Genomic DNA, 12,390 nt, shown 5'->3' with positions numbered 1-12,390 from the left:
CCGACGCAGAACATCGTGTGGGTCACGCCCGAAGGCGGCGGCGGGCCGAATTACCCGAACATGTAAGCTGCCGGAACGCGCCGCCACGAGCGGCGCGTTTCGTTTGGTCGCCGCACACCGCCGCAAACGAAACGGGGCGCTGCATCATGCAGCGCCCCGCTTGCATTCATCGTTCGACGGTCGAGACGGCGCGCGCTGCGCCCCGCCTGCTCGTATCAGGTCGCGCTGCCGGAGATCTTCGGCGTCGGCGTCTCGACATCGCCGCACTGCGCACGGTGACGCAGCGCATGGTCGATCAGCACCAGCGCGAGCATCGATTCGGCGATCGGCGTCGCACGAATGCCGACGCACGGATCGTGACGACCGAAGGTTTCGACCGTCGCCTCTTCACCGCTCTTCGTGATCGAGCGGCGCGGCGTGCGAATGCTCGAGGTCGGCTTGATCGCGATCGACACGGTGATGTCCTGCCCCGTCGAAATCCCGCCGAGCACGCCGCCCGCGTGGTTGCCGACGAAGCCGGCCGGCGTCAGTTCGTCGCCGTGCACCGAGCCGCGCTGCGCGACGCTGTCGAAGCCCGCGCCGATCTCGACGCCCTTTACCGCGTTGATGCTCATCATCGCCTTCGCGATATCGGCATCGAGCCGGTCGAACACCGGTTCGCCCCAGCCGACCGGCACGCCCGACGCGACAACGTCGATGCGCGCGCCGATCGAATCGCCGTCCTTGCGCAGCGCGTCCATGTATGCCTCGAGCTCCGGCACGACCGCCGCGTTCGGCGAGAAGAACGGGTTCTCGTGCACGTGCGACCAGTCGACGAACGGCACGTCGATTTCGCCGAGGCCGCTCATGTAGCCGCGCACCTCGACCCCGAAGCGCTCGCGCAGCCACTTCTTCGCGACCGCGCCGGCGCCGACGATCGGCGCGGTCAGGCGCGCGGACGAGCGGCCGCCGCCGCGGTAGTCGCGGATGCCGTATTTCTGCCAGTAGGTGTAGTCGGCGTGGCCGGGACGGAACGTCTCGACGATGTTGCCGTAATCCTTGCTGCGCTGGTCGGTGTTGCGGATCAGCAGCGCGATCGGCGTGCCGGTCGTCACGCCTTCGAACACGCCCGACAGGATCTCGACCTCGTCGGCCTCCTGCCGTTGCGTCACGTGCCGCGACGTGCCCGGCTTGCGGCGATCGAGCTCGACCTGGATGTCGGCTTCGGTCAGCCCCATCCCCGGCGGGCAGCCGTCGATCACGCAGCCGATCGCGGGACCGTGCGATTCGCCGAAGGTCGTGACAGTGAAAAGCGTGCCGAGGGTATTGCCGGACATGATGGAACCGCCCAAAGAGAAATGGGCAAACCGATGCGCTGCCGGAGCCGCAGGCAGGTCGATCGTTTGCCGGTCGAGAAAAGAGGTAAACCGCTATTATGCCAGCCGTCCCGGCCCCGCGGGCCGCGGGCCGCCCGACCGCCGGCCACGCACAGGCTGCGTGCTGCGCGGCCCACGAAAGCGCGTCCGGGCGCCCGCCCCAGCCCGGACGCCGCCGAATGCCCGCGCGTTGCCGGCCCGGCGCCCGCCTACTTCCGCGCGCCGCGCAACTCCGCCACCGCCGCCTGCAACGCCTCGGGCGTCGCCACCGACGCCGGGATCGGCTCGCCGACCGCCAGCGTCAGCCGGCTCATCGCGCCGCGCTTGATGGGACGCGGCATCCGCGCATCGGTATGCCGCGAGAAATAGCTGCCCCACAGTCCGCGCAGCGCCATCGGGATCACCGGCGCCGGCGTGCGGTTCAGGATCTCGGTGATGCCGTGGTGGAACGTGTTGATGTCGCCCGTCTTCGTCAGCTTGCCCTCGGGGAAGATGCACACGAGTTCGCCGTCCTTCAGCGCGGCCTCGCACAGGTCGTACGCGCGCGCGAGCATCGCGGGATCCTCGTGACGCGGCGCGATCGGGATCGCCTTCGCATGCCGGAATACCCAGCTCGCGAAACGCGTCTTGAAGATCCGGTGATCCATCACGAAACGAATCGGGCGCGGGCTCGCGGCGGCCAGCACGAGCGCATCGACGTAGCTGACGTGGTTGCACACGAGTACCGCGGCGCCTTCCGCCGGGATCCGCTCCGCGTGCACGAGGCGGATCCGGTAGAAGGTGTGCACGAGCACCCACGCGACGAAGCGCAGCAGGAACTCGGGCACGAGCAGGTAGATATACGTCGCGACGGCCACGTTCAGCAGCGCGGTGACGAGGAACAGCCCCGGAATGTCGACGCCGGCCTTGGTCAACCCCATCGCCATGACGGCCGACAGGATCATGAACAGCGCGTTCAGGATGTTGTTCGCGGCGATGATCCGCGCGCGGTGCGTCGGCGCGCTGCGGCTCTGGATCAGCGCATACAGCGGCACGCTGTAGAAGCCGCCGAACATCGCCAGCAGGAACAGATCGGCCAGGATCCGCCAGTGGCGCGCACCGGCCAGGAATTCGCCGACCGACAGCAGATGGCCGGGCGACGGCAGCGCGTGGCTCGCGAAATACAGCTCGATCGCGAACACGCTGATGCCGATCGAGCCGAGCGGCACGAGGCCGATCTCCACGCGCCGCTGCGACAACCGCTCGCACAGCAGCGAGCCGAGGCCGATGCCGACCGAGAACGTCGCGAGCAGGATCGTGACGACGTCGGGGCTCGCGGACAGCACGTCCTTCGCGAAATTGAAGAACGACGTGAGGAACGTCGCGCCGACGAACCACAGCCACGAGATACCGAGCAGGCTCAGGAACACCGTGCGGTTCTGGCGCGCGAGGCCGAGGTTGCGCCAGGTCTCGCTGACCGGGTTCCAGTTGATCACGAGGTCGGGCTGCGGCGCGGGCGTCGACGGCACGCGCTGCGCGACGAGCCGCCCGGCCAGCGCGATGACCACGACGCTCACCGCGAGCACGCGCTCGCCGCTGCCTTCGATGCCGGCCGCCGCGCCGCCGATGATCGTGCCGATCAGGATCGCGATGAACGTGCCCATCTCGACGAGACCGTTGCCGCCGACCAGTTCGTGTTCGCCGAGATGCTGCGGCAGATACGAATACTTGACGGGCCCGAACAGCGTCGAGTGCATCCCCATCATGAACGTGCACAGATACAGCAGCGTCGCGCTGTGCGTGACGAAGCCGGCCGCGCCGACCACCATCAGCACGATCTCGAAGGACTTCACGAAGCGCGTGAGGGTCGCCTTGTCATACTTGTCGGCGATCTGGCCGGACGTCGCCGAGAACAGCACGAACGGCAAAATGAAGATCGCGGAAATCAGGAACGCGGCCGTCTTCGCATCGACGCCGGAGAACCGCGCGGTGTGATACGTGACGAGCGACGTAAAGCCGATCTTGAAGACGTTGTCGTTCAGCGCGCCGAGGAACTGGGTCGTGAAAAACGGCGCGAAGCGACGCTCGCGCAGCAGGTCGAACTGCGATGCGTGCGCGCGCCGTTCGTCGCGCCGCCCGGAGGTGGCTTGCGTGTGATCGCTCATGCGGAATACGCGCGCCTCGTCTGGGCGAAGCTGCGCGGGCCTCGTGTTGTTGTCGTTGAAAAAAAGGCGGCGCAGGACAAACCTGCGCCGCCGCATGCCGGATGGCGGCGCCCATGCATCGAGGTGCCGGGCGCGGCGGGATTCACGGCTTGTGCGCTTCGGCTTCCGATTCCGGCCAGTCGCGGATGTACGCCTTCAGCATCCGGTTCTCGAAGCTCTGCGCCTCGACGACCGTCTTCGCGACGTCGTAGAACGAAATGACGCCCATCAGCACCTTCTTGTCGAGCACCGGCATGTAGCGCGCGTGACGCTCGAGCATCATCCGGCGCACTTCGTTGACGTCCGTTTCCGGCGTGCACGTGAGCGGCTCGTCCATCACCTTGCGCACCTGCACGTCGCCGATCGCGCCGCCGTTTTCGCGCAGGCGCAGAATGATCTCGCGAAACGTCAGCATCCCGACGAGATCGCCGTACTCCATCACGACGAGCGAACCGATGTCGTGTTCGGCCATCGTATCGACCGCTTCGCGCAGCGGCTTATCGGGCGTCACCGTAAACAGCGTGTTGCCCTTCACTTTCAGAATATCGCTGACGCGCATCGTAGTCCCCTCATGCTTGAATGCAAAATCTCTTTCGATCCTATCGGAAAGCCTGTCAAAAGGAAAGCACGGGCCGGCGCGGCGGGCCGCCGCCGCTTGCGGACGCGGGCAGCCGGCCGCACAATGGGCTCATGAACGGCGGCCCGAGGAGACGGCCATGGCGCATACGCATACGGAGCAATTCGCCAGCTTCGCTGACTTCTACCCGTATTACCTGAACGAGCACCAGAATCTGACGTCGCGGCGGCTGCACTTCATCGGCTCGCTCGGCGTGATCGGCTGCGTCGCGATGGCGGTCGCGACCGGCAACTGGCTGTGGCTGCCGGCGGCGATCGTCTGCGGCTACGGGTTCGCGTGGGTCGGACACTTCTTCTTCGAGAAGAACCGCCCGGCCACGTTCCGGCACCCGATCTACAGCCTGATGGGCGACTGGGTGATGTTCAAGGACATCTGCACCGGCAAGATCCCGCTGTAACCTCCGGGCCCCGCCGTCAGGCAGGCCGCGGCGGCCGCGCGTGCGGGTCGGCCACGCCCTGCGCCGAACCGGCGCCCCCGGCCGGCTCCGCGCCCGCGAGCCGGTGCGCGGCGATCAGCGATGCGAGCGTCACGTCGAACCGGTCGCTCGACAGCACCGCGAGCAGCACCGCGCCGTCGACATGGCTGCGGCGGCGCTGGAGCTGGTAGGTCAGCTCCGTGCGATCGATCACCAGCACGTCGAACAACTGCGCGAGCGTCAACTGTTCCGGGTTCGCGAGCAGGATGTAGCGCGGTGTGGCCTCGCCGTCGCCGTCGAGCCGCGCCACCCATTCCCGCTCCTCCATCGTCGTCAGCAGCCGCTGCGCGGTTTCCATGTCGCAGCGCAGCATCGTCGCGAGCCGGATCGCCGTGTAGCCACGCTTGCCGGCCGCGCGCGCGTCGGCCAGCCGCGCGAGCAGCTCGAGTGCGTCGAGCAGGTCGCTGCCCGGATAGTGGATGCGGTGGAACTGGCCGACACGAATCGCCGGCAGCGCCGACGCGACCATCGCGCCGAGCAGCGCGATGAACCAGCTCAAATACACCCACAGCAGGAACACCGGCAGCGCCGCGAACGCGCCATAGACGGCCGTATAGGTCGGAATGCGCCGGACGTAGTAGCCGAAGCCGCGCTTCGCGAGTTCGAACGCGATGGCCGCGAACAGGCCGCCGATCACCGCGTCGCGCCATGCGACCGCGCAGTTCGGCAGGTACACGTACAGCAGCGTGAACGCGAGCACCGTCAACGGCAGCGACGCAAGCGCGAGCAGCCACTCGACGATCGACGTGGACGGCCCCGCGCCGGTGAACGCGAGCGACTGCGTGAACAGGTACGACGAGATCGACAGGCTCACGCCGAACAGCAACGGCCCGAGCGTGATCAGCGCCCAGTATGCGAGCACGCGCTGCGCGAACGGCCTGGGCTTGCGCACGCGCCAGATCAGGTTGAACGCCGATTCGATCGTCATCATGGTCATCACCGACGTGACGACGAGCACGATCAGGCCGGCTGTCGTCAGCCCCTTGGCCTTCGACGCGAACTGGTTCAGGTACTTGAAGATCTGGATGTTGAACTGCGCGGGCATCAGGTGATCCGCGAGGAACCCCTGCAGCGAGATCTGGAACGACGCGAACATCGGGAACGCGGTGAACAACGCGAACGCGACCGTCAGCAGCGGCACGAGCGACAGCATCGTCGTGAAGGTCAGGCTGCCCGCCACTTGCGGGATGCGATCCTCGGCGCTGCGCCGGGCCGCGAACTGCGCGAGGCGCTTGATGGTGACGAGATCGACGCTCAACTTCGGCAAACGGCTTCTCCTTCTTGATGCTGCGCGCGTCACGGCGCGCCGCCGCGCTGCGCGACGGCTTCAGCCCCTATAATAGCCGCTCGATTCCAGCAGGGGCCGACTGCACCGGGCACGCGCGCGGCCGCATGCGGCCCCGTCGCCCATGAAAGACATCCTCGTCCTCTATTACAGCCGTCACGGCGCCACGCGCGATCTCGCGCTCGCGATCGCGAACGGCATCGACAGCGTGCCGGGCATGCAGGCCCGCATCCGCACCGTGCCGCCCGTGTCGGCCGTCTGCGAAGCCACCGCCCCCGACATCCCGGCCGACGGCCCGCCCTACGCGGAACTGCGCGACCTCGAGGAATGCGCGGGCCTCGCGCTCGGCTCGCCGACCCGCTTCGGCAACATGGCCGCGCCGCTCAAGTATTTCCTCGACGGCACGACGCCGCAATGGCTGTCGGGCGCGCTGACCGGCAAGCCCGCGAGCGTGTTCACGTCGACGGGCAGCCTGCACGGCGGCCAGGAATCGACGCTGCTGTCGATGATGCTGCCGCTGCTGCATCACGGGATGATGATCGTCGGGATCCCGTACACCGAATCCGCCCTCAGCACGACACGTACGGGCGGCACGCCGTACGGCGCGTCGCACGTCGCGCAACACGACCGCGCGGCGTCCGGCGGGCTGTCGGCGGACGAGAAGGCGCTCGCGGCCGCGCTCGGCGTACGGCTCGCGCGCGCCGCCGCGGCCCTCGCCGGCGCCCAGGCCGCCGAGGCGGCATGAGCGCCCCCGCCCCCACCCGCCCCGCCGTCGCGGCCCGGCCGCGCCATGCGCGGGCCGCCGCTGCGTGTCTCGTCGCGCTGATCGCGCTGTCGCTCGCGTGGGAGTTGTGGCTCGCGCCGTTGCGCCCCGGCGGCTCCGCGCTGATGCTCAAGGCCGTGCCGCTGGCGCTCGCGCTGCCCGGCGTCTGGCGGCGTAACATCTATACGATGCAGTGGGCGAGCATGCTGATCCTCGTCTATCTTGCAGAAGGTATCGTGCGCGGCATGTCCGATCGCGGGCTGTCCGCGACGCTCGGCTGGTGCGAGACCGCGCTTGCCGTCGGCTTCTTCGTGGCGGCGCTGGCTTACGTCGCGCCGTTCAAGCGCGCGGCGAAAAAACCGCGCGCCACGCCCTGACCCTTACGCGACAAGGTGATGATGTCCTCCGAAGCTTTCGTTTCCGCGTGCCGCGACGCGATCGGCGCCGAGCACGTGCTGACCGATCCGCACGATACCGATCCGTTCCTGACCGACTGGCGCCGCCGCTACAAGGGCGCGGCATGCGCGGTGCTGAAACCCGCGAACACGGCTGAAGTCGCCACGCTCGTGAAGCTCGCCAACGCGCACGGCGTCGCGCTCGTGCCGCAAGGCGGCAATACGGGCCTCGCCGGCGGCGCGACGCCCGATGCGAGCGGCAACCAGGCCGTGCTGAGCGTCGCGCGCCTGAACCGCGTGCGCGCACTCGATCCGCACAACAACACGATCACCGTCGAAGCCGGCGCGATCCTCGCCGACGTGCAGGCGCGCGCCCGGGAAGGCGGCCGGCTGTTCGCGCTGAGCCTCGCGGCGGAAGGCAGTTGCACGATCGGCGGCAACCTGTCGACCAATGCGGGCGGCACCGCGGTGCTGCGCTACGGCAACGCGCGCGAGCTGTGCCTCGGCCTCGAGGTCGTGACGCCGCAGGGCGAGATCTGGGACGGGCTGCGCGGACTGCGCAAGGACAACACGGGCTACGACCTGCGCGACCTGTTCATCGGCGCCGAAGGCACGCTCGGCATCATCACGGCGGCGGTGATGAAGCTGCATCCGCTGCCGGCGGCACAGGTGACGGCGCTGGCCGCGCTCGAATCGCCGCACGCGGCGCTCGACTTCCTCGCGCTGGCGCAGCGGGCGGCCGGGCCGCTGTTGACCGGCTTCGAGCTGATGTCGGATTTCTGCATGCAGCTGGTCGGCAAGCACTATCCGCAACTGCGCTACCCGTTCGCGCAGACCCATGCGCAAACGGTGCTGCTGGAGCTGTCCGACAACGAAAGCGAAGCGCATGCGCGCGCGCTGTTCGAGAAGCTGATGGAAGAAGCGTTCGAGGCCGGGCTCGTGGTCGACGCGGTGGTCGCGGAGAACCTCGCGCAATCGCGTGCGTTCTGGGACCTGCGCGAGCACATCCCGCTCGCGCAGGCCGACGAAGGGCTCAACATCAAGCACGACATCGCGGTGCCGATCTCGTCGATCGCCCGCTTCATCGACGAGACCGACGCGGCGATCCAGCAGGCCGCGCCGGGCGCGCGCATGGTCACGTTCGGCCACCTCGGCGACGGCAACCTGCACTACAACGTGCAGATGCCCGAAGGCGGCGATGCGAAGGCGTTCCTCGCCGCGTTCCAGGCGCCGATCAACCGGATCGTCTACGACAACGTGCACCGCCACCACGGCACGATCAGCGCGGAGCACGGCATCGGCCAGTTGAAGATCGACGACGCGCAGCGCTACAAGTCGCCGGTCGAAACGACGCTGATGCGCACGCTGAAGACCGCGCTCGACCCGCGCGGCCTGATGAATCCCGGCAAGGTCCTGCGCTGAAGCCGCCTGCTCCGGAGCGAATCCCGTGAAAATCCGCGTCCTGTCCGACCTGCATCTCGAAAGCAACCTGCCCGACGCGATCCCGCATGCCGACGCCGATCTCGTCGTGCTGGCCGGCGACATTCACAATCACGCGGAAGGCCTGCGCTGGGCCGCCGAGACGTTCGACCCCGCGGTGCCGGTGATCTACGTGCCGGGCAACCACGAGTACTACGACGGGGAATTCGGCGCGCTGGAGGCGGCCATGCGCGACGCGGCGCACGCGCTCGACAACGTGCATTACCTGAACAACGGCGTCTACGTCGATCCTGCCCAACGCTTCCGCGTGCTGGGCACGACGCTCTGGACCGATTTTTCGCTGTTCGGCCGGGACGAAGCCAGCGTCGCGCGCGCGACCGAGGCCGGCCTGCGCGTGATGCTCGATTTCAAGGGATTGATCCAGGTAACCTGGCCGCACGACGCGACGGTGCATACGACGGCAGAGGCGCCGGAACGGGATTTCGCGCCGGCCGACGCGATCGCGCTGCACCGGCGAGGCCGTGCATGGCTGGAAGCGCAACTGGCGGCGCCGTTTGCGGGCAGGACGATCGTCGTCACCCATCATGCGCCGCACCGCCGCTCGCTGGCGGAACGCTATGCGGAAGATCTGGCGTCGGCGGGGTTCGTCACGGACATGGCGGAACTGGTGCGGCCGCCGGTGGATCTGTGGCTGCACGGCCACACGCATACGTCATTCGACTACGTTGCGGACGGCGGCACGCGCGTGGTGTGCAATCCGCGCGGCTACCTTCACCGGCGCACCGGCGAATGGGAAAACCCCGCGTTCGCGTGGGACAAGGTCGTCGAACTCGGCTGAGCGCCGGCCGGGCGGCCGCGTGGCGCGGCCTTCCCGACCTGAGGCGCGACGGCAGGATCAGCGGCCGGGGCGGCGCGGGTCGCGCACGCGGACCGGCACGGGCTTCATCTGCGCCTTCGCCTTCATCGCACGCAGCAGGTCGCGGGTCGCCGCCGCGGCGGCAGCCGCGCCCAGCAGGACGCCAAGGCCGATCATCAGGTGCGTATCCATCGCTACTCCGGTGTGGTGTATCTCGTTAATTCCAACAGTATCAAACTGTCTGACACACGTTCGTAAAAAAATGTTGCGTGAAGGACAAATCTCGTCAGATTGCGGTCGACTGCGCGCTCATGTCGCACGCGTGTACTGTTCGAGCGCGGCTTCGTCGGCTTCGAGCGTGAGCGGCAATTCTTCGCGCAGGAAATCGACCCAGGTCCGGATTTTCGCGTCGAGGTACTGGCGCGACGGATACAGCGCGTAAATGTTCATCACGTGCGACCGGTACTCGGGCATCACGCGCACGATGTGCCCGCTGCGCAGCCAGCCGATCGCCGAATAGACCGGCAACCCGCCGACGCCCATCCCCTCCCGCACGGCCACCGCGAGCGCCTCGGCGACGTTCACGCGGAACGGCGGCGCCGTGATCGGCACGACCTCGTCGCCGTTCGGCCCCGCCAGCGCCCATTCGTCGAAGTGAAAGCCCGGCGCGACCATCCCGAGGCACACGTGCTGCGCGAGATCGGCCGGCCGCTGCGGCACGCCATGCGACTCGACGTAGCCCGGCGATGCACACACGACGCTATAGCTCTCGCCGAGCCGCTGCGACACGAGCCCCGAATCGGGCAGATCGCGGCCGACCACGATCGCGACGTCGTACCCCTCGTCGAGCAGGTCGGGCATGCGCTGCGCGAGCGTCAGCTCGACGTGCACGTCCGGGTAGCGCTCGCGGTAGCGCGCGATGGCCGGCACCAGATAGTGCTGGCCGAGGCTCGTGAAGCAATGGACCTTCAGCTTGCCGGACGGGCGCGCATGCGCGTCGCCCGCCTCGGCTTCGGCCTGGTCGACGTACGCGAGGATCTGTTCGCAGCGTTGCAGATAGCGCTCGCCGGCTTCGGTCAGCGCGATCCGGCGCGTCGTGCGGTTCAGGAGACGCGTGCGCAGGTGTGCCTCGAGATCCGAGACCGCGCGCGACGCGTAGGCGGTGGTCGAATTCATCTGCTGGGCGGCCGCGGTAAAGCTGCCCGCGTCGACCACGCGGACGAATACCCGCATGTTTTGTAGCGTATCCATCCTGTTACCCCTGTGAATCCGGAGGGATTGTTGCACAGGGCCCAACAAATATTATCTCAAGATTCGTAAAAATGACTTGCACCGTTGTCCGTATATTCAGGAATCGCTGAAAAATATAATCGCTTCCGACTCATCTATATCCGAAAGGGAGAAAATCGTGCAGTCTCCGGCGACAAAAGGGACGCTCGCACTGGCGGTTCTTGCAGTCTCATTAATAATGGCCGGTTGCGCGAGCATGGGCGACAACAAAACCCAGTCCACCCGTATCGAGGCGAACGCGCTCGATGCCGGCGCGGCGATCCGCGCGGCCGACCGCGACGCGGGCTGGCCCGCCGCAGACTGGTGGCGCGCGTACCGCGATCCGCAGCTCGATGCGTGGATCGCCGCCGCCCAGGCCGGCAACCCGACCCTCGCGGCCGCCGAGGCCCGCGTGCGCGAAGCCCAGGCGATGGCGCGCGTCGCGCGTGCGGCCGAACTGCCGCAGATCAACGGCAATCTGTCGCTGATGCGCGAGCACTGGCCGGACAACGTGTACTACGGCCCGGGCCCGCTCGCGAACGCCGACACCTGGAACAACACCGGCACGCTCGGCCTGTCGTACCACCTCGATCTGTGGGGCAAGGACAAGAACGCGACCGAGCGCGCGCTCGACACCGCGCACGCGAGCGCCGCCGACGCACGGGCGGCGAAGCTCGAACTCGAGGTCAACGTCGTGCGCGCGTATGTCGGCATGTCGATGAACTACGCGCTGCTCGATCTCGCGCACGAAACCTTCGAACGCCAGCGCGCGCTCGCCGATCTCGCACGCAAGCGGCTGCAGGCCGGCCTCGGCACGCAGCTCGACGTGAGCCAGGCGGAATCGACGCTGCCCGACTACGAGCGCCAGATCGACAGCTACGAAGAAGCGATCCAGCTCGCGCGCCACCAGATCGCCGCCCTCGCCGGCAAGGGCCCGGGTGCCGGCGACACCATCAAGCGGCCGCAACTTGCGCTCGATGCGCCGGCGGGCCTGCCGTCGGCGCTGCCGGCCGACCTGCTCGGCCGCCGCCCCGACGTCGTCGCGGCGCGCTGGACGGTCGACGCGCAGGCGCGCGGCATCGACGTCGCGAAAGCGTCGTTCTACCCGAACATCGACCTGCTCGCGACGGTCGGCGGCTTCGGCGTGACCGCGCCGTTCACCGACTTCCTGCGCGCGATGAACGGCGGCTGGACGGCCGGCCCCGCGCTGTCGCTGCCGATCTTCGAAGGCGGCCGGCTGCGCGCGCAGCTCGGCGCCGCGAATGCCGGCTACGACCAGGCGGTCGAGCGCTACAACCAGACGATCGTCGGCGCGCTCAAGGACATCGCCGACCAGGTCGTGCGGATCCGCTCGCTCGAGACACAGAAGAAGGACGCCGCGCGGTCGGTGGCGGCCAACGATCGCAGCTATCGACTGTCGCGCGAAGGCTTCCGCCGCGGGCTGACCGATTACGTGAACGTGCTGGTCGCGCAGCAGCAACTGCTGCGCGCGCAGGAAACGGCCGCCCGCATCGACGCGGAACGCCTCGCCGCGCACGCGCAGTTGATGGCCGCGCTCGGCGGCGGGATCGAGACGGGCAAGGACGTTCCGGCGGACGACCGCCCCGCCGACGGCGCCGACCCGTCGGGCGCGAAGCCCGCAGCGGCCGTTGCCCGGCCCGCGGAAGTCGCCGCTGCCGGCACGTCCGGGACGCCCCGGACGTCCGCCGTGCCGGCCGCACGGTAACGCGGA

At 68.3% G+C, this 12,390-nt stretch carries 13 protein-coding genes; 7 read left to right on the top strand and 6 right to left on the bottom strand.

Annotation, left to right across the window (positions count from 1 at the left end; all coding sequences use genetic code 11):
• A partial coding sequence (locus WT97_RS35170; protein WP_156440217.1) for a 4Fe-4S dicluster domain-containing protein occupies nucleotides 1-66 on the top strand: 66 nt, incomplete at its 5' end.
• Nucleotides 67-215: 149 nt separating this feature from the next.
• Here the strand turns inward: WT97_RS35170 and aroC are convergent.
• The 3 genes from aroC to WT97_RS06875 all read right to left on the bottom strand — a co-directional run bounded on the left by aroC (nucleotide 216) and on the right by WT97_RS06875 (nucleotide 4,097).
• Entirely contained in the window at nucleotides 216-1,316 is a 1,101-nt protein-coding gene (gene aroC, locus WT97_RS06885) for a chorismate synthase (RefSeq protein WP_059505694.1), read from the bottom strand.
• Between the two features lie 248 nt (nucleotides 1,317-1,564).
• On the bottom strand, nucleotides 1,565-3,499 hold the full coding sequence (locus WT97_RS06880; RefSeq protein ID WP_060353195.1) for an MFS transporter: 1,935 nt from the start codon (nucleotides 3,497-3,499) through the stop codon (nucleotides 1,565-1,567).
• 142 nt (nucleotides 3,500-3,641) lie between these two features.
• Nucleotides 3,642-4,097, bottom strand: a complete 456-nt coding sequence (locus WT97_RS06875; protein WP_034207093.1) for a CBS domain-containing protein — start codon at nucleotides 4,095-4,097, stop codon at nucleotides 3,642-3,644.
• A 157-nt stretch (nucleotides 4,098-4,254) separates the two neighbouring features.
• Here WT97_RS06875 and WT97_RS06870 point away from each other — a divergent pair, with 157 nt between their 5' ends.
• Nucleotides 4,255-4,572, top strand: coding sequence for an Mpo1-like protein (locus WT97_RS06870; protein ID WP_059505690.1), 318 nt, complete (start codon nucleotides 4,255-4,257; stop codon nucleotides 4,570-4,572).
• Between the two features lie 16 nt (nucleotides 4,573-4,588).
• On the opposite strand, the gene WT97_RS06865 is transcribed toward WT97_RS06870, so the two are convergent.
• A complete protein-coding gene (locus tag WT97_RS06865; protein ID WP_060353194.1) occupies nucleotides 4,589-5,917 on the bottom strand; it encodes a YihY family inner membrane protein in 1,329 nt (442 codons plus the stop codon).
• 142 nt (nucleotides 5,918-6,059) lie between these two features.
• Between WT97_RS06865 and wrbA the strand changes: the two genes are divergently transcribed.
• Genes wrbA through WT97_RS06845 form a run of 4 tightly spaced genes read left to right on the top strand, consistent with a single transcriptional unit; the run spans nucleotide 6,060 to nucleotide 9,371 of the window.
• Nucleotides 6,060-6,680: an NAD(P)H:quinone oxidoreductase gene (gene wrbA / locus WT97_RS06860; protein ID WP_059505686.1), complete on the top strand. Its 621-nt coding sequence runs from the start codon at nucleotides 6,060-6,062 to the stop codon at nucleotides 6,678-6,680.
• Nucleotides 6,677-7,075 (top strand): DUF2069 domain-containing protein, encoded by a 399-nt coding sequence (locus WT97_RS06855; protein ID WP_060353193.1) that lies wholly within the window; start codon nucleotides 6,677-6,679, stop codon nucleotides 7,073-7,075. Before wrbA ends, WT97_RS06855 begins: the two co-directional genes overlap by 4 nt.
• 18 nt (nucleotides 7,076-7,093) lie before the next feature.
• Entirely contained in the window at nucleotides 7,094-8,515 is a 1,422-nt protein-coding gene (locus tag WT97_RS06850; protein ID WP_060034310.1) for an FAD-binding oxidoreductase, read from the top strand.
• A 25-nt stretch (nucleotides 8,516-8,540) separates the two neighbouring features.
• A complete protein-coding gene (locus WT97_RS06845; RefSeq protein WP_060034313.1) occupies nucleotides 8,541-9,371 on the top strand; it encodes a metallophosphoesterase in 831 nt (276 codons plus the stop codon).
• A 57-nt stretch (nucleotides 9,372-9,428) separates the two neighbouring features.
• Here the strand turns inward: WT97_RS06845 and WT97_RS34505 are convergent, their stop codons facing one another.
• Together WT97_RS34505 and WT97_RS06840 are read right to left on the bottom strand one after the other, a co-directional pair.
• Complete coding sequence (locus WT97_RS34505) at nucleotides 9,429-9,581, bottom strand: hypothetical protein (protein ID WP_174429583.1); 153 nt, start codon at nucleotides 9,579-9,581, stop codon at nucleotides 9,429-9,431.
• Nucleotides 9,582-9,698: 117 nt separating this feature from the next.
• Nucleotides 9,699-10,640 (bottom strand): LysR family transcriptional regulator, encoded by a 942-nt coding sequence (locus WT97_RS06840; RefSeq protein ID WP_059505678.1) that lies wholly within the window; start codon nucleotides 10,638-10,640, stop codon nucleotides 9,699-9,701.
• Between the two features lie 157 nt (nucleotides 10,641-10,797).
• Between WT97_RS06840 and WT97_RS06835 the strand changes: the two genes are divergently transcribed.
• Nucleotides 10,798-12,384: an efflux transporter outer membrane subunit gene (locus tag WT97_RS06835; protein ID WP_060353192.1), complete on the top strand. Its 1,587-nt coding sequence runs from the start codon at nucleotides 10,798-10,800 to the stop codon at nucleotides 12,382-12,384.
• Nucleotides 12,385-12,390: the final 6 nt, after the last annotated feature.

Origin of the sequence: Burkholderia sp. MSMB1459WGS (assembly GCF_001534535.1) — a bacterium.
Taxonomy (GTDB): Bacteria; Pseudomonadota; Gammaproteobacteria; order Burkholderiales; family Burkholderiaceae; genus Burkholderia.
This window is presented reverse-complemented; position numbering and strand designations above follow the sequence as displayed.